The 16,483-nt window shown below is 48.8% G+C and carries 16 protein-coding genes; 9 read left to right on the top strand and 7 right to left on the bottom strand.

The genetic code is table 11. From position 1 onward, the window contains the following. Positions 1-6: 6 nt before the first annotated feature. A complete protein-coding gene (locus HRH59_RS05610) occupies positions 7-1,263 on the top strand; it encodes an HD-GYP domain-containing protein (protein ID WP_173500290.1) in 1,257 nt (418 codons plus the stop codon). A gap of 141 nt (positions 1,264-1,404) precedes the next feature. Here HRH59_RS05610 and HRH59_RS05615 read toward each other — a convergent pair whose 3' ends face one another. After that, entirely contained in the window at positions 1,405-3,624 is a 2,220-nt protein-coding gene (locus HRH59_RS05615; protein ID WP_173500291.1) for a S9 family peptidase, read from the bottom strand. 117 nt (positions 3,625-3,741) lie between these two features. Here HRH59_RS05615 and upp point away from each other — a divergent pair, with 117 nt between their 5' ends. The 3 genes from upp (at position 3,742) to HRH59_RS05630 (ending at position 6,495) form a co-directional block, all read left to right on the top strand. Further along, positions 3,742-4,368 carry a uracil phosphoribosyltransferase gene (gene upp, locus HRH59_RS05620; protein WP_173500292.1) on the top strand — a complete coding sequence of 209 codons (627 nt, stop codon included), beginning with the start codon at positions 3,742-3,744 and terminating at the stop codon, positions 4,366-4,368. A gap of 69 nt (positions 4,369-4,437) precedes the next feature. Continuing rightward, positions 4,438-5,328, top strand: coding sequence for an alpha/beta fold hydrolase (locus HRH59_RS05625; protein ID WP_173500293.1), 891 nt, complete (start codon positions 4,438-4,440; stop codon positions 5,326-5,328). Positions 5,329-5,388: 60 nt separating this feature from the next. Continuing rightward, the gene (locus HRH59_RS05630) at positions 5,389-6,495 is read left to right on the top strand and encodes an META domain-containing protein (RefSeq protein WP_173500294.1); all 1,107 of its coding nucleotides are present in this window, start codon (positions 5,389-5,391) and stop codon (positions 6,493-6,495) included. An 86-nt stretch (positions 6,496-6,581) separates the two neighbouring features. Here the strand turns inward: HRH59_RS05630 and rplT are convergent, their stop codons facing one another. The 5 genes from rplT to HRH59_RS05655 form a co-directional block, all read right to left on the bottom strand. Beyond that, entirely contained in the window at positions 6,582-6,941 is a 360-nt protein-coding gene (rplT, locus tag HRH59_RS05635) for a 50S ribosomal protein L20 (protein WP_068235207.1), read from the bottom strand. 17 nt (positions 6,942-6,958) lie between these two features. Beyond that, positions 6,959-7,156 carry a 50S ribosomal protein L35 gene (gene rpmI / locus HRH59_RS05640; protein WP_027672243.1) on the bottom strand — a complete coding sequence of 66 codons (198 nt, stop codon included), beginning with the start codon at positions 7,154-7,156 and terminating at the stop codon, positions 6,959-6,961. Between the two features lie 88 nt (positions 7,157-7,244). Beyond that, positions 7,245-7,787, bottom strand: coding sequence for a translation initiation factor IF-3 (gene infC / locus HRH59_RS05645; protein ID WP_173500367.1), 543 nt, complete (start codon positions 7,785-7,787; stop codon positions 7,245-7,247). A 41-nt stretch (positions 7,788-7,828) separates the two neighbouring features. Next, positions 7,829-9,739: a threonine--tRNA ligase gene (gene thrS, locus HRH59_RS05650; protein WP_173500295.1), complete on the bottom strand. Its 1,911-nt coding sequence runs from the start codon at positions 9,737-9,739 to the stop codon at positions 7,829-7,831. A gap of 205 nt (positions 9,740-9,944) precedes the next feature. Beyond that, entirely contained in the window at positions 9,945-11,183 is a 1,239-nt protein-coding gene (locus HRH59_RS05655) for an EAL and HDOD domain-containing protein (RefSeq protein WP_173500296.1), read from the bottom strand. Positions 11,184-11,460: 277 nt separating this feature from the next. Between HRH59_RS05655 and HRH59_RS05660 the strand changes: the two genes are divergently transcribed. From HRH59_RS05660 to HRH59_RS05670, 3 genes are read left to right on the top strand one after another with little or no spacing between them, the layout of a single operon-like run. After that, entirely contained in the window at positions 11,461-12,321 is an 861-nt protein-coding gene (locus tag HRH59_RS05660; RefSeq protein ID WP_173500297.1) for a fructosamine kinase family protein, read from the top strand. A 48-nt stretch (positions 12,322-12,369) separates the two neighbouring features. Next, positions 12,370-13,134 (top strand): pteridine reductase, encoded by a 765-nt coding sequence (locus tag HRH59_RS05665; protein ID WP_173500298.1) that lies wholly within the window; start codon positions 12,370-12,372, stop codon positions 13,132-13,134. Positions 13,135-13,167: 33 nt separating this feature from the next. Next, positions 13,168-13,368 (top strand): CPXCG motif-containing cysteine-rich protein, encoded by a 201-nt coding sequence (locus HRH59_RS05670; RefSeq protein WP_173500299.1) that lies wholly within the window; start codon positions 13,168-13,170, stop codon positions 13,366-13,368. Here HRH59_RS05670 and HRH59_RS05675 read toward each other — a convergent pair. Further along, on the bottom strand, positions 13,362-13,997 hold the full coding sequence (locus HRH59_RS05675) for a riboflavin synthase subunit alpha (RefSeq protein ID WP_173500300.1): 636 nt from the start codon (positions 13,995-13,997) through the stop codon (positions 13,362-13,364). The genes HRH59_RS05670 and HRH59_RS05675 overlap by 7 nt on opposite strands. A gap of 59 nt (positions 13,998-14,056) precedes the next feature. Here HRH59_RS05675 and HRH59_RS05680 point away from each other — a divergent pair, with 59 nt between their 5' ends. Both HRH59_RS05680 and HRH59_RS05685 read left to right on the top strand, forming a co-directional pair. Beyond that, positions 14,057-15,442 (top strand): MATE family efflux transporter, encoded by a 1,386-nt coding sequence (locus tag HRH59_RS05680; RefSeq protein WP_173500301.1) that lies wholly within the window; start codon positions 14,057-14,059, stop codon positions 15,440-15,442. Further along, the gene (locus HRH59_RS05685) at positions 15,402-16,412 is read left to right on the top strand and encodes a DUF3080 family protein (protein ID WP_173500302.1); all 1,011 of its coding nucleotides are present in this window, start codon (positions 15,402-15,404) and stop codon (positions 16,410-16,412) included. Before HRH59_RS05680 ends, HRH59_RS05685 begins: the two co-directional genes overlap by 41 nt. Positions 16,413-16,483 lie beyond the last annotated feature (71 nt).

The following is a 16,483-nucleotide window of genomic DNA, read 5'->3' on the forward strand; positions in this document are numbered from 1 at the left end:
TTGTACTTGTCTGTCCTGAAAATAAAACCTGCTGCATTAAAACTGGGTTATGCCATTAAACTGCCGGGCGGTTGGCTGAAACACCCGTTTCTGTCCGGCGACATGATTATTGAAAATATGCAGCAATTGCAGATCATTCGCTCGCTGGAGCTGGAGTATGTATTTTTCTATCCGGATAAAAGCAAAAAAATCGACATGCCGGATGAGCTGAATGACGATGATGCTGCCAGTTTTAATATGGCCGCCAGCGAAGCTCAGGTAAAAATGCAACAGGACAAAATGCAGCGTATTGAACAAGCCAAAGCGCACCGGCGAGAGTTACAGCGCACCGAAAAAGCCTTTTCTCAATCTCTGCTTCAGGTAAAAAGCCTGATGAGTAAAATTAACAGCCGGCCATTAAATGCCATAGACGAAGCCGGCAGCTTAATAAGTGCCATGGCCGATATACTGCTGGGTGCTGATTCATTGGTGTTGCATTTAATTTCCGGCGCCGCTAAAGAGCAGGAAGGCTTGTATTACCACTCTTTAAACGTCGCTACCCTATCAATGATGCTGGCAAAAAACCTTAACCTGACAGCTGCACAAATTAAAACCGTCGGCATAGGCGCTTTATTTCATGATATTGGCAAAATTAAAATTCCCAGCCAAATTTTACGCAAAACTACTGCCCTAACCGCGCCTGAGCAAAATCTGCTGAAATTGCATACCAAATATGGTGTTGAGCTAGTGGGCTTGACCGATAACTTTCCGCTGGAAGCGTGGCCAATTGTTGAGCAACACCACGAATATATAGACGGCAGCGGCTACCCCAAAGGCTTAAAAGAGCCGCAAATAGACGCCTTGGCAAAAATTGTAGCCGTGGTAAATGCCTTCGACAATTTGTGCCATCCGTTAGATATCAACAATTCCCGCTCACCGCACCACGCGCTGTCGTATATGTACCGCACAATGAAAGGCAAACTGCCCGAGCGGGAAATGAAAGTAATGATTAAAATGATGGGCGTATATCCGCCGGGTACCATTGTATTATTGTCAGACCAGAGGCTGGGTATTGTTATGTCGGTAAACAGCGATAGCCTGCTGTGCCCGAATGTTTTGATCTATGACGCTGATATACCCAGACTGGAAGCGCCGATTATCACGTTGGAGCCGGACAAACTCAGCATCAGCAAAGTGATTAAAATACAGTCTTTACCACAACAGGTAGCAGAGTATCTGAACCCCAGAGCCCAGGTAAGCTACCATATTCAGGGCAAGCCCTAATTTGACTCTGAACAGTAGCCGATTTGCTCACGCCAACACGCCGTAAACCCTTCCATGGGGGCTCGACTCAGGCATCCATGCCTTCAACGGTTGACTTAGAGCAAGCCGACTCCTGCACAGTTTGGAAAACACAATTCCCGGCTATTTAAGATGCCGGTCAAAAAACTGCGTAATACTTTTATGCAGATGGGTTTGCACCGGCTGGCCAAACATCGAGTGTTTGCTGCCCGGGTAATTCATCATATCGAACAGTAGCCCCTTATCCTGCAATTGCTTGTATAACTTCGTGCTGTGAGTAAACAGCACGTTGTCATCGGCCATACCATGGTAAATCAGCAGGTTACCTTTTAAGCCATCGGCATAGGGGAACACAGCACTGTCTGTATAACCTTGTGCGTTTTCTGCCGGGTGGCCCAAATAACGCTCGGTGTAATGGGTGTCGTACAAGGCCCAATCGGTTACCGGCGCACCGGACACACCGGCGGCGAAGTAATCGCCGGCTTTAAACATCGCCATTATTGCCATATAACCGCCGTAGCTATGGCCATAAATTGCAATTTTATCAGCCGCCACATAGGGTAAGTTGCGCAGGTATTCAACGCCGCGGATTTGGTCGTCCAGCTCAACTTCACCCAACTTTTTGTATATCGGATCTTCAAACGCTTTACCACGATTATACGAGCCGCGGTTGTCCAGCTGAAATACCAGGTAGCCCTGCTGCACCAGATAATGCAGATAAAGGTCGCGTGGGCTCCAGCTATTGGTTACGCGCTGCGCATGCGGCCCACCGTATACACTGACAATAACCGGATATTGCTTGCCGGCCGTCAGCGTTTTCGGTTCAAACATACGGTAATGCATAAGCTGGCCATCTTCAGCCTTAAGGGTACCAAAGCGGGGGGCATTAAGCTCGCCATGATAAGCAGTCAGCGGGTGGCTGTTATCAAGCGTGTTTTGCTCCAGCCAGGTCAGCACTTTGCCGTCAATGGCACGCAGTACCACTTTATTTGGCGTACTGACATTGGAAAAGCTGTCGATAAAGCTGCTACCGTCTTTAGCAACGACCAGCGCATGATCAAAGCCCGGCTCAGTTAATCGCGTAATGGCGCCGTCTTTTAAACTCACACTATACAGATGGCGCTCCAGCGCGCTGTCTTTGCGGCCGGTAAAATACACCATGCCGTGTTTTTCGTTTACCGCATCCAGCTCATCCACCACCCAATCGCCACTGGTAAGCTGACGTTGCAGTTTGCCGTTAAAGTCAAAGTAATACAGGTGTTTGTAGCCGTCGCGTTCAGAAGCCCAGATAAAGCCTTGTTCATTGTCAAGAAAATGCAAATCATCATGCAGGTTCAACCAGGTTTTACTGCTTTCGCTAAGCAGTACTTTTTGCTGGTTGTTGTTTAAATCGACCAGACGCAATTCCAGCTGCTGCTGGTTACGGCTTTGCCACTGGTAACTTAAGTAACGGGCACTTTTTGTCCATTCAACCCGCGGTAAATAGATATCTTCGTCATCACCATGTGAAATCCAGTTTACGCTACTGTCTTTGAGCGTTACTACGCCCAGCTGAATTTTGGCATTGGCGGTGCCGGTATAAGGATAACGTTGATTAAACAGCTTTATTTCGTCGGCATAAATCTCGTTGCGTACTACCTCTGCCACACCGCTTTCGTCGGTGCGGGTAAAGGCAATTTTGCTGTCATCCGGTGCCCACCAATAGCCGGTCATGCGGCCCATTTCTTCCTGAGCAACAAATTCCGCCATGCCGTTTTTTATATCACCGCCGCCATCAGTGGTCAGCTGGGTTTCTTTGCCGCTGGCAATATCCAGCACAAACAGGTTTTGGTTACGGATAAAGGCAACATAGCGCCCGGTGGGCGATATAGTTGCATCGGTTTCAAACTCGCTGGTATCGGTCAGCTTTTTTGCGGTTTTGCTGCTTAGTTGGTAGTAGTACAAATCACCATTTAGCGGAAATAGCAGTGCATCACTGTTTTTCGACCAACTGTAACTGATAATGCCGGAGGCAAATAAGCGCATGCGTTCGCGCCTGGCCTTTTCTTCATCAGATAAGGTTTCAGCGCCACTGATTAAACTGTCGGCATCGACCAACAGGCTGTGTTTGCCGTCTTTAATATGGTATTGCCATAAATCCAGTCGGTTAGCATCTTCTGCTTTGCCTTTAAGGTACGTAACCCGACTACCATCCGGCGCCATACTCAACGAGCGCGGTGTGGCGCCGCTTAATGCCGGATCAGCAAATAAGCGTTCTAACTCCAGCTGCTTCGCATCTGCCATATTGCTGCCTCCGAATAGTAAACACAGTGTCAGTACAAAACGTGGTAATTTAACGTGCATTATTGTCCCTGCGACTTTGATTTAATTTTGCTTGCCGTTTGTATAATGCTTCAGGCTAAACTGCAAGAAAAAGCCGCTTGCGTTATGCTTAGCTGCGATAAACAGAGGATTTCACAGATGAAACTAACCGAAGTTAGCCACCCGCTGGTAAAACATAAAATTGGCTTGCTGCGCGCAGCAGATATCAGTACCAAACAGTTTCGCCAACTGGCAGCTGAACTGGGTAGCCTGCTGACCTATGAAGCTACCAAAGATTTGGCCACCGAAACGGTTAGTATCGATAGCTGGAGTGGTCCGGTTGAGATTGAGCAAATTCAGGGTAAAAAAGTTACCATAGTGCCAATATTACGGGCTGGCCTGGGTATGCTTGATGGTGTGCTGGAGCTGTTACCCAGTGCCCGTATCAGCGTGGTGGGTATTTACCGCGATGAGCAAACCCTGCAACCGGTGCCGTATTTTCAAAAACTGGCGTCGGATCTCGGGCAACGCCTGGCGATAGTAGTCGACCCCATGCTCGCCACCGGCGGCTCGCTGATTGCCACTATCGATTTGCTGAAACAACATGGTGCCAGGCACATCAAAGCGCTGGTATTGGTTGCCGCACCAGAGGGTATCGCCGCACTGCGAAAAGCTCATCCGGATATCGAGCTTTACACTGCAGCGGTTGACCACTGCCTGAACGAGCACGGCTATATACTGCCGGGCTTAGGTGATGCCGGTGATAAACTGTTTGGCACCAAATAGCAGATGGCGCTTGTCTGAACCGGCAAAGCGTGGCACTTTAACGCCGTTTTGCCTTTGAAGGAGAGTGCATTGCAGTTAGTTCCATGGTCTTATCACACCCGGCAAGGCTTTACCCTGCGTGGCTATCGCAGTGAGGCCCGCGGCAAGCCGGTACTGCATATGTTGCATGGTAATGGCTTTTGCAGCCGGATGTATCAGCCTATGCTGCAACTGTTAGCGCCGGATTATGACTTATTTCTATCGGACGCTCAGGGCCACGGTGACAGTGATCACGGCGGTGCTTTTGTCGGTTGGAATAAAAGTGCCGAACTGGCGGCAGAGGCGTGGCTGGCACACAAAGATTTATATCCCGCAGTGCCGGTATATGGCGTTGGCCACAGCTTCGGCGGCATTTTAACAGCACTGATCCACACCTCTGGCTCCAGCCCCTTTACCGCGGCCATCTTACTTGACCCTGTACTGTTTACGCCTGGCATGCTAACAGTAATGAGCACGCTACAAGGAGTGCGCCTGTATCATAAAAACCCGATGGCCAAAGCCGCACTGCGCCGGCGTCAGCACTGGCCGGACAGAGATACAGCGCTGAATTACCTGAATAACCGTGGTATGTTCGCCAACTGGCATCCCGATGCATTAGCCGCCTATATCGATCATGCCCTGAAGCCGTCAGAGCAAGGCTTGAGTTTAAAATGTCAGCCGCAGCGCGAAGCCGACATCTTTTCATCCTACCCGGAAAAACTATGGCAACAGCTGGCACAACCATGCCCGCCGGTACATGTTATTTACGGCGACAAAAGCTACGACTTTATCGGCAAAGCGTTGCAGAAATGGCAAAAGCGCAATAGCGCCGTCAGCATTGAACAGGTGCAGGGTGGTCATTGTTTTATGCAAGAACAACCACAGATGGCCAAACAACGTATGCAGCATGCGATTAGCGCCCTGAATTTGCCGCTAAAATAGCTGTTAATGCCGGGCACAATTTCCGTTATAATGACGCAAATTTAACTGCGGATCCCTCAAATGAAAAAGCGCTTACTTGTTACCGCACTGCTGTTATCTGCCTGTAGCCAGTTGCCTTCAGAGCGCAATGCTGCCCCCGCAGAAGCCATTATTGCACCAACACAAATTGTACCGCAGCAAGCGGAAGAAGATGTTGTGGCCAATTCAACTACGGCCGAAGCCGTGGCGACTGACTTTGAGCATATCTTCGTCGATGCCGATATGACCTTCAGCGGCACCCTGCCCTGTGCTGATTGCCCGGGCATTGCCTATCATATCAACCTGTTCCGCGATGGCCGCTTTGAAGCACGGCAGGAATACCTCGAGCGCAATCAGGTTAGTATTGTCAAAGGTATCTGGCTGTTGGAAAAACGCAGCCTGCATTTGGTAAATCAGCAGCAAACTCTGCCGGCATTCCATTTTGTGTCGAACAATCAGTTGGCCATGCTGGATTTAGGTGGCAAGCCTATCAGCGCCAACCCGCAATATCAGCTGCAACGCGAAGCCGAATTTAAAAAACTCGATACCCGCCAGGCCATGCTGGGTTTATATATGCTAAGCAATAACCAGGCAACCTTTACCAGTTGCCGCAGTGGTGACACCTTAAGTGTGGCTAATACGCAGCATCATTTACCGGTTATGCGCCAATATCAGCAAGACGAGCGCTTTAGCGGCAATGCTGTTATTGCAACCTTGGTTGGCCGCAGAGGCCAGGATGAACAAGCCGGGACGCTGTTCATCGATAAGTTTGAACAGTTTTGGCCGGGCGCTATTTGCCCGGATCATGTTCAGCCCGGCAAAATGCAGGGTATCGTCTGGCGTGCCGAGAAACTTACCGACCGTTATGTGCCGCAACAACTGAATGTACGGGTGATTTTTGACCAAAACGAGCGGCTATATGGCTTTGCCGGTTGCAATAACTTCAATGGTAATTACAAACAACGCTCGAATCAGTTGACGGTGCAACCACTGGTCAGTACGCGTAAGTTTTGCGCCGACAGCAGTGATTTGGAGCAGCAATTTACTAAATCACTGCAGTCTGCTGACAGAGCAGAAGTAAACGGCGACAAACTGCAGCTGTTTAAAAACAATCAGCTGATTCTGCAATTTAAGCCCGCGGTTAACTAATCGCGGCAATTAATCACACTGCTTATTCACTGAATATCAGACATAAAAAAAGCCACCGCGAGGTGGCTTTTTTATTGCTGCGTAAATTACGCTGCTAAGGCTTGTTTCGCTTTGCTCACTAAAGCAGTAAAGGCTGCTTTATCGAATACTGCGATGTCAGCTAAAATCTTACGGTCGATTTCTACTGAGGCTTTTTTCAGGCCATCAATGAAACGGCTGTAAGATAAACCATTCATACGTGACGCAGCGTTGATACGCGCGATCCACAGTTGACGGAACTGACGCTTACGTTGACGACGGTCACGGTAAGCATATTGGCCGGCTTTAATAACGGCTTGGAAAGCAACACGATAAACACGACTGCGGGCACCGTAGTAACCTTTAGCCTGGTTTAACACCTTCTTATGACGCGCGCGCGCCGTTACACCACGTTTTACTCTTGGCATGTCAGACTCCTAATTAATTATGCGTACGGCATGCAACGGACTAAGCCGGCGATGTCTACTTTAGCGACTAAGGTTTTTGGACCTAACTGACGCTTACGCTTAGAGGTCTTCTTCGTCAAAATGTGGCGAAGGTGTGATTGCTTACGTTTAAAGCTACCAGAAGCGGTTTTTTTGAAACGCTTCGCAGCACCTTTATTGGTTTTCATCTTTGGCATAGTTAAAAACTCGCATTGTTAAGTTACAACGAATAATAAGGCGTCAACCCCACCCTTTGCAGTGCGGGGTTACACTTGAAAGCACTTATTACTTCTTATTTGGGGCCAGCATCATGATCATCTGACGACCTTCCACCCGTGAAGGGAAAGATTCGCAGATTGCAATGTCTGATAAATCTTCTTTAATCCGATTTAACATCTCAATGCCGATCTCTGTGTGCGCCATTTCACGACCACGATAGCGCAGCGTTACTTTAGCTTTGTCACCCTCTTCAATGAAGCGACGCAGGTTGCGTAGTTTTACCTGGTAATCGCCTTCATCAGTTCCAGGCCGGAATTTTATTTCCTTAATCTGGATCTGTTTTTGCTTCTTCTTCTGCTCTTTAAGAGCTTTACTCTTTTCGAACAGGAACTTACCGTAGTCCATCAACTTACATACTGGCGGTTCGGCTGTCGGGCTAATCTCTACTAAATCGGCGCCGCCTTCCTCAGCCAAACGAATGGCTTCAGCAATACTTACTACACCCAGTTGCTCACCTTCAATACCAATTAACCGTACCTCTGGCAGGTTAATTTCTTCATTGATCCTGTTAGGACGGTTTGCAGGTAATGTCTTCTTTCCTACTTTAATAGTATGTTCCTCCGAAAATTATTCTTATCGCTTAACCAGGTTCACACCCGGGCTTTAATTTCTGTTGTCAGCTTCTCTACAAAAGCTGCAACCGACATTTTACCCAAGTCTTCACCCTTGCGCGTTCTCAGTGCAATATCACCGGCTTCCATTTCTTTATCACCAACGACAACAAGGTAAGGAATGCGCTTAAGCGTGTGCTCGCGAATTTTAAAGCCTATCTTCTCATTTCTCAAGTCACTTATGACTCTAATACCGTGAGATTTGAAAGTTTTTACTAAATTTTGCACATATTCGGCCTGATTATCGGTAATGTTCATCACCACCACCTGGGTTGGTGCTAACCAGGCAGGAAATAAACCGGCATATTCTTCAATCAAAATACCGATAAAACGCTCAATTGAACCCAAAATGGCACGGTGGATCATCACCGGCGTTTGCTTTTCGCCGCTTTCAGCGACAAAAGTAGCGCCTAAACGGCCTGGTAAGGCAAAATCTAACTGCACAGTACCGCACTGCCAGGCACGGCCTAAACAGTCGTGCAGGGTAAATTCAATTTTAGGCCCGTAAAAAGCGCCCTCACCCGGCTGTAAATCATAGGCGATATCATTGGCTTTTAACGCTTCGGTTAAGCCCTGCTCAGCGCGGTCCCACATCTCATCGGTACCGATACGCTGTGCCGGCCGGGTAGACAGTTTAACCGCGACGTTTTTAAAGCCGAAAGTGCTGTAGGTATCAAATACCATCTGAATACATTTAGTCACTTCAGCCTGCACCTGATCTTCAGTACAGAAGATATGTGCATCGTCCTGGGTAAAGCCGCGCACGCGCATTAAACCGTGTAAGCCACCTGATGGCTCGTTACGGTGGCAACAACCAAACTCAGCCATCCGTAGCGGTAAATCGCGGTATGATTTTAAGCCCTGGTTGAAAATCTGCACATGGCCCGGGCAGTTCATCGGCTTAATGGCATATTCGCGGTGCTCTGACTGGGTAGTAAACATATTGTCAGCGTACTTTTCCCAGTGGCCGGACTTTTCCCACAGCACGCGGTCCATCATTAACGGACCTTTTACTTCGTCGTAGTCATATTCGCCCAGCTTTTCGCGCACAAAGCTTTCCAGCTCGCGGAAGATGGTCCAGCCATCGTTGTGCCAGAACACCATACCCGGTGCTTCTTCCTGCCAGTGAAATAAGCCCAGCGCCTTACCAATTTTGCGGTGATCGCGCTTTTCGGCTTCTTCTAACTGCAGCAAATAAGCCGCCAGTTGCTTTTTATCGGCCCAGGCGGTGCCATACACGCGCTGTAGCATTTTGTTTTTCGAGTCGCCGCGCCAATAGGCACCGGCCACTTTCATAATTTTAAAGTGCTGGCAAAAACGCATATTCGGCACATGCGGGCCACGGCACATATCAACGTATTCTTCGTGATGATACAAACCGGGCTGGTCATCACGGCTAACGTTTTGTTCGAGGATTTCCAGCTTGTAGCTTTCGCCACGGGCTTTAAAGGTATCTACCGCTTCTTGCCAGCTAACTTTTTTCTTAATCACGTCGTATTCGGTTTTCGCCAGCTCCAGCATGCGCTGCTCAAGCTTAGCTAAATCGTCGCTGCTAATCGGCTGGTCTAAATCAACGTCGTAGTAAAAGCCGTTATCTATTACCGGACCGATGGCCATTTTCACATTGGGCCACAGTTGCTTAATGGCATGGCCTAATAAGTGCGCGCAGGAGTGGCGGATAATTTCCAGCCCGTCCTGATCTTTGCTGGTAATAATGCTTAAGGTTGAGTCTGTTGTGATAGGGTCACAGGCATCAACCAACTGGCCATTCACCTTACCGGCGATGGTGGCTTTGGCTAAGCCCGGGCCGATGTCTTTGGCAACATCCATAACGGAAACAGCATGATCAAAAGCGCGCTGGCTGCCATCTGGCAGAGTAATAACTGGCATGATAAATCCTTATACAGTGGTGGCCCAAACCAAGGGTCACTTGTTTAGTTTTGTTAGAGGAAGTTTTACCACCCGAGACAACCAGTTAATGACTTACACGAAAAGTCATAAGGTTGTACCAATGGCGGCAAACAATAAAACAGGCGCTATAGTAGCAGTTGTCATGATTAGCGCAAAGCCATTAGCCGGAACTAACTGGCAAATGTCATCGGCTAAAACCGGAAAATTTCTCTTGTACATAATGCTGTTGCTGATTATAAACAGCAAAATAGTCTGCTTTGACATCACCTGCATTACGTTTCATTGCATAAGCGTTTTCAATAGTTTTAATAATATCAACAGCTTTGGCTGCATCTCCGCTGTGCATGCAAATAGCATTTTTGATATCTTCAGCCACATTTAACTGCGCAACAAACTCTGCAGGCGCAATACCAAACAAAATATCGACTCCGGACAGTAAACCGGTCAGAAAAAATTGGCTTTGCTTGACACTGTCAACATGCCACAGCACAGCCAACTGCTGTGCTGTGTAAGCACGGCTTAATACAAGGCCGGCAGCTGCAGGACCGCAACGGTTAAGCACAGAAAACATCAGGATCCATTTTCTGGCTAAATCTAATCCCAGCCGCATAATCAGTTCTTTTACCGAGTTCACCTCACGGGTTTTACGGTACAAAGGGCTGTTGGCAATGCGCAGCATACTCATAACCAGGGCAGGCTCATCATTCAATTGCAGCGACAGCTTATTTATATCAGGCTCGTCACGAAACAAATTATTGATCAAATCTGCCATTTTAAGCGCTGCCGGCGGTACTGTTTTGCCGGTTACCAGCTCGGGACGTGCCAGAAAATATCCTTGAAACAAGGTGAATCCCAATGCTTTGCACTGCTCAAATTGCTCCGGCGTTTCTACCCGTTCAGCTAACCATTCAAGCGGATAACTGCGTAAGCGGTGCATATGTGATTTAATCTCAGCATAGTTGTGCTGCAAGATGTCTACTTTTATAAAATCGGCCAGCGCAATCAGCGGCTCCCAGTCCGCGGTAAATTCAAAATCATCCAACGCAAAACGAAAGCCCCGGCGTTTAAAAGCAGCCACATGAGCTATAAAATCGGGGTCGGGCGTAATTCGCTCGACCAATTCAATAACAACATTGTCAGCATCCAGAGGTAAAAAACTGTCTGACAGCAGAAAGTCGGCACACACATTAATAAAAACCGGTGCATTGTACTGAGCAATTTGGCTGGAAATACCGCTGCACAAGTTATATAACAGTTCAGTGGTTGCCCGGTTGTCTCCGAGCTCAAGCGCCGTAATGCCGTTATCACTTCGATATAGCAGCTCAACCGCCACCCTATTATTGTTGCGGTCAAATATAGGTTGGGCAGCAAATAAGCTTTGTATACGCTGCTCTCTGCTATTGCTGATTTTGTGTTGCTGCACCTTCTACTTCTCCACTTCAGGATGTAATACAACTACAAGCTCTGGCGTCACCATTCAACCAGCGCCACAGCAACATTGCCGCCTGCTAAAGTATAGGCACTATAAGACTATCGTCCACTGTATTTAGCGCAGTGGTGGTTCACATCCGGTACCACGCAGCCGATTACCGGGAATTAAGTCACCTGATGAGCAATACGTAGTTCAGGCAGAAAGTCGATCAGTGATTTTTCCGCTTTATCAGCCATACTCACATCACAGCGCAAAGGGAGGATCAAATATGTGGCAGGCTATTACAGATCATATTAACAGTGAGTTGGGCGGGCAGTTTCATATTACGCAGAAAAACCAACTTAGTGGCGGTGAAATTAATCTGGCCTGGCATATCAGCAACACTAAACAAGATTTCTTTGTCAAAATTAATCAACGCGAGCAATTTGAGCAATTTGAAACCGAAGCGCTGAGTTTACAGGCATTGCGTCAACACCACTGTATTCGAGTGCCGGAGGTGATCTGCGCCGGCCAAACTATCGATAAAGCTTTCCTGGTTTTGGAATACTTGCCGCTGATTAACGATAACGGCGCGTCCTGGCGGCAACTGGCGCAACAATTAGCCTTACTACATAAACAGCATGACCAGGCCATGTATGGTTTTGACTGGGACAATATGCTCGGCAACACGGTGCAACCGAATAAGTGGCAAAGTAACTGGAGCAGCTTTTTCTCTGAGCAGCGCATCGGCTGGTTGTTGCAGTTGCTGCTGGAGCAAGGCTTCGGCTTTGGCAAAATTGATCATCTGGTAGAGCAATGCCGCCAGCGCCTGCAACATTACCAACCGCCCCCCAGCCTGCTGCATGGTGATTTATGGCGCGGCAATGTTGGCTTTATGACCACCGGCCCGGCAGTGTTTGACCCGGCCTGCTATTACGGCGACAGAGAAACCGACATCGCTTACAGCAGCCTGTTTGGTCGCTTTGACGACAGCTTTTATCAGGCATACCACGAATTCTATCCATTAGACGCCGATTTTGAGCAGCGCAAAACGCTGTATAATCTGTATCATGTATTAAACCATGCCTATTTGTTTCGCGGTGCTTATCTGGTGCAGGCGCAGGAAATGATAAAACAGCTGTTTTACTAAACTGCACCGGCAATAACAGCACCGCCCGTTGTTCAGGAAAAATACCCGATGTCAGCGTCGTCTTCTCAACCTGTTGTACTAATCACCGGCAGCGCCAAACGGCTGGGCCGGCAAATGATCGAAACCCTGCATCAGCAGCATTATCGCGTTATTATTCATTGCAACCGTTCACGCCAGGATGCCGACAGCCTGGCAGACAGCCTGAACCGGCTTCGCCCGCAAAGCGCCGCCGTACTGCAAGCCGATTTACTCAATATTGACGCCCTGCCGCAGCTGGCACAGCAAGCCATTGCCTGTTTTGACCGGCTGGATGCGCTGGTAAACAACGCTTCTGCGTTCTACCCCACCCACGTTGGCAGTGCCACCGCATCGCAGTGGCAGGAGCTGTTTGGCAGCAATGTGCAGGCGCCGTATTTTTTAAGCCAGGCCTTAGCACCACAGCTGGCAAAACAGCATGGCGTTATTATTAACATGGTGGATATCCATGCAGAGCGGCCGCTGCTGGGCCACAGCATTTATTGCATGGCCAAAGCAGCACTATTAATGATGACAAAGTCGCTGGCGCGCGAATTAGCGCCTACAATCAGAGTCAATGGTATCGCGCCGGGTGCCATTTTGTGGCCCGATACCACAACAACCCCCCTGGCCGAACAGGACAAGGCGGCGATTTTGGCGCAAATACCGTTGCAACGGCTGGGCGCAACCAGCGACATCGCGCAAACCCTGCTGTTTTTGTTACAGGCGCCTTATATTACCGGGCAAATAATTGCTGTGGATGGCGGCCGCAGTTTAGGCGGCAGTAATAAGGCCTGATATCAGCTGACACCACACAGCGGCGGAGGGAATATGGACATACTGAGCAAAACTATACAGTGCCCGTTTTGCGGCCATCCTATGCATTTAAGCGTAGAGGTCACCGACGAAGACCAGGAGTATATTGAGGATTGCAGCAACTGCTGCAACCCTATCCATGTGCGGGTGCATAAAGACGAGTTGCACCACAGTGTGCAGCTGTTTATTGATGCCGACGACGAACAGTACTACTGAGCCGCCGGACCCGACGAAAATCGCTGCGCCATAATGCGTTCTACCGTTTGCACTATGGTTTGTGTTTGCTGATCCAGCTCGATATTAATCATATCGCCTACCTGCTTTTGGCCCAGCGTGGTAATGGCCAGGGTTTCCGGGATCAGGTATAAACTAAAACCATCGGCATAGGTTTCCCCCACGGTTAAACTGCAACCTTCTACCGCAATAAAGCCTTTGCTTAAAATATAACGCATATACTCCGGTGCTAATGTCAGGCGCATCGCGCAGTTATTTGCCGTCTTTTCCAGCGCCGTTAACGTCGCTGTTGTTTGAATATGGCCTGAGACAATATGGCCGCCCAGTTCGCTGCCAAAACTAAGCGAGCGTTCAAAGTTAACGGCATCGCCCGGGCTTAAAGCGCCCAGGTTAGTTTTACTTAAAGTTTCCGCTATCACATCAAAACACACCCAACCGGCCTCGCTGTCAAAATCGGTTACGGTTAAACATACGCCGTTAATGGCTATGCTGGCGCCACGGGCTAAATTCTGCAGATATTGCGCGCCCGGTTTCAGGGTTAACTGGCGAAAACCCGCTTCGTCGCGAATTGCTGTTAACTGCGCTTTGGTTTGAACTATTCCGGTAAACATAAGCCCCCATTTGTGCTACATTGCGCGCCATTACACGCTGCTGATACAACAGACTGCATATGTTACCTTTTTCCCGCTTCGAAGCCAGAACCATCCTGAAACTTTCCGGTCCCATCGTGCTGGCCCAGCTGACACAAACCTTAATGTACTTTGTCGATACCGTTATGGCCGGCCGTTACAGTGCAGTAGATATGGCAGCAATAGCGGTAGCATCCGGCTTATGGTTTCCGGTGGTAATGACCATGCAGGGCTTATTGCTGGCATTAACGCCCATAGTGGCGCAGTACTACGGCAGTAAACAAACCAAACCGGTTACCCACTTCACCATGCAGGCCATGTACCTGGCCATGGCATTAGCCGCGGCCCTGTTTATCGTGATGCTGTATGTGCATGTGCCGATAGACTTGTTGAATATGGATGAAACCCTGCGGCAAAAATCTTTGGACTACCTGTATTACGTCAGCTTTGGTTTGTTTCCGGCAGCAGGCTATATGGTGCTGCGCAGTATGTTTGAAGGTATCGGCAACACCAAGGCCAGCATGTGGATCAGTTTTGTTGGTATCCTGGTTAATATCCCGGCGAACTACGTGTTTATTTACGGTAAGCTAGGCATGCCGGCACTGGGCGGCGCCGGCTGTGGTATTGCCACCGCACTGGTGTTTTTAGCCATGTTTATTGCCATTTTAATCTACGGCTGGTTTAGCCGCACCACCAGACGTTACCGTACCCACCCCGACAGCTATCGCGTTAACTTCAAAGATATCTGGCAAATTATTTGTATCGGTACCCCTATTGCCTTTTCTATCTTCTTTGAAGTAACCCTGTTCGCCTGTATTCCGCTGGCAATAGTGCACCTTGGCCCAATTATGGTGGCCGGCCATCAAATAGCGCAAAACTACAGTGGCATAATGTTTATGCTACCGTTGTCGTTAGGTATGGCCACCACCATCCGCGTTGGCCATCTGGTAGGCCAGCAAAGCCTGCTGGAGCTGAAAAAAGCCGTTTCAACTGCAATCATCCTGGCAGTATTAATGTCATTGGTTATTGCCAGCCTGACCTTTGTGTTAAGGAACAGTATTGCAGCGCTGTACTCGCCAGATGCTACTGTTATTGCACTGGCGGCTTCGCTGTTAATTCTGGCCTGTTTTTATCAGGTGTCCGACGCTATTCAAGTCGTGTCGGCTTGCGCATTGCGCGGTATGAAAGTGACCAAACCGGTGTTTTTTATTACCTTTATTGCTTACTGGCCAATCGGTTTTGGCCTGGGTGCCGTACTGGGACTAACCAATTGGTTGGTACCGGCAATGGGCGCACACGGTTTCTGGATTGGCATTATTGCCGGGTTAAGTGTCGCTGCCGTATTGTTAGCCATTATCTTAAAACGCAACTTACACAGGTTGGAATATGAAGGTATGCCTGCTACCACTGCTGCTGATAAGCCTTAGCGCCTGTAGCAACTATAACGGCGATAAAGCCCTGCAAAATTACCAACAGCGCCTTGCGCGGGTATTGGATACACCGCCGGCCGACACCGCTATGCCGGATGCTGCAGCACTGGCAAAGCAACGCGATTTAAAGCAACCACTGCCGGATGTCAGGTTAGATTTAACCGACGCCTACGCTACCCGACACTGCAGTCTGGACAGCTTAATTGGCGAGCGTAACTCCAGCCTGGGTAAGGTCTACAGTGCTAGCAAACAGCTGAGCTACGAACTGCGCTTTTTAAGCCAGCTGCAACAATGCCTGGCACAAAGCTGGGACAACACTTTGCTGCTAAGCCAGTTGCAACAGGTGTACCAGCAAAAACAACTTAGTATCGATATCGCGTTTAATAATATGCTGCTAACCGATGACACGCTGCGCAAAGAACTGCTTGGCGTACGCCAGGCATTGCCGCTGAACGCGGCGGCCGGTATCAGTGAAACCTGGCAAGCATTAACTGAACTTAACCGCTTACAAAAGTTTATTGCAGAGCAAAACTGGCAGGCTGCCAGCCAAATTGATATCGAACAACAACTACAATTGCTGTATCAATATAATGTGCTTGCCAGGTTGCAATACAGCTTGCGCGATGCCGGCCATCGGTTGGCACAGCTTAACCTGTTGACAACAAACATCGCGCCGGCAAGCTTGTGCCCGCAACGGCGGGACAGCGAAAAACTGCGCATTCTGAGCAATGTATTCAGCAAGTACTTTGTCAGCGAAGTGCAGTTGTATACCAGCGAATTAAATCGCTACCAGCAACAATTGTGGCCACTGCTGCTGCAACTTTATCAACATACCGCGCTTAACAACGCACTAACGCAGCGTTTTGAGCAAACTCATCTGACTATGCGCACTGAGCTAAGCCGTCACGTAACCTGGTGGCAAACGCTGAACAGCCAATGCCCGCTTGAACTGACTGCCCGGCAGTAAGCACCAATGCGGTGAAAAATACACCAAACACACAGTGTTAGCAGAAAAACACTTGCCATTGCTCCAACGGC

The sequence above is a fragment of the Rheinheimera lutimaris genome, from assembly GCF_013283795.1.
GTDB lineage: Bacteria > Pseudomonadota > Gammaproteobacteria > Enterobacterales > Alteromonadaceae > Alishewanella > Alishewanella lutimaris.

Bases quoted from the DNA above. Each gene is read 5' to 3' on its own strand.
- HRH59_RS05680 (WP_173500301.1), top strand. From the start codon at position 14,057: ATGTTACCTTTTTCCCGCTTCGAAGCCAGAACCATCCTGAAACTTTCC.
- thrS (WP_173500295.1), bottom strand. From the start codon at position 9,739: ATGCCAGTTATTACTCTGCCAGATGGCAGCCAGCGCGCTTTTGATCAT.
- HRH59_RS05675 (WP_173500300.1), bottom strand. From the start codon at position 13,997: ATGTTTACCGGAATAGTTCAAACCAAAGCGCAGTTAACAGCAATTCGC.
- HRH59_RS05685 (WP_173500302.1), top strand. From the start codon at position 15,402: ATGAAGGTATGCCTGCTACCACTGCTGCTGATAAGCCTTAGCGCCTGT.
- HRH59_RS05660 (WP_173500297.1), top strand. From the start codon at position 11,461: ATGTGGCAGGCTATTACAGATCATATTAACAGTGAGTTGGGCGGGCAG.
- HRH59_RS05615 (WP_173500291.1), bottom strand. From the start codon at position 3,624: ATGCACGTTAAATTACCACGTTTTGTACTGACACTGTGTTTACTATTC.
- HRH59_RS05670 (WP_173500299.1), top strand. From the start codon at position 13,168: ATGGACATACTGAGCAAAACTATACAGTGCCCGTTTTGCGGCCATCCT.
- rplT (WP_068235207.1), bottom strand. From the start codon at position 6,941: ATGCCAAGAGTAAAACGTGGTGTAACGGCGCGCGCGCGTCATAAGAAG.
- rpmI (WP_027672243.1), bottom strand. From the start codon at position 7,156: ATGCCAAAGATGAAAACCAATAAAGGTGCTGCGAAGCGTTTCAAAAAA.
- HRH59_RS05665 (WP_173500298.1), top strand. From the start codon at position 12,370: ATGTCAGCGTCGTCTTCTCAACCTGTTGTACTAATCACCGGCAGCGCC.
- HRH59_RS05630 (WP_173500294.1), top strand. From the start codon at position 5,389: ATGAAAAAGCGCTTACTTGTTACCGCACTGCTGTTATCTGCCTGTAGC.
- upp (WP_173500292.1), top strand. From the start codon at position 3,742: ATGAAACTAACCGAAGTTAGCCACCCGCTGGTAAAACATAAAATTGGC.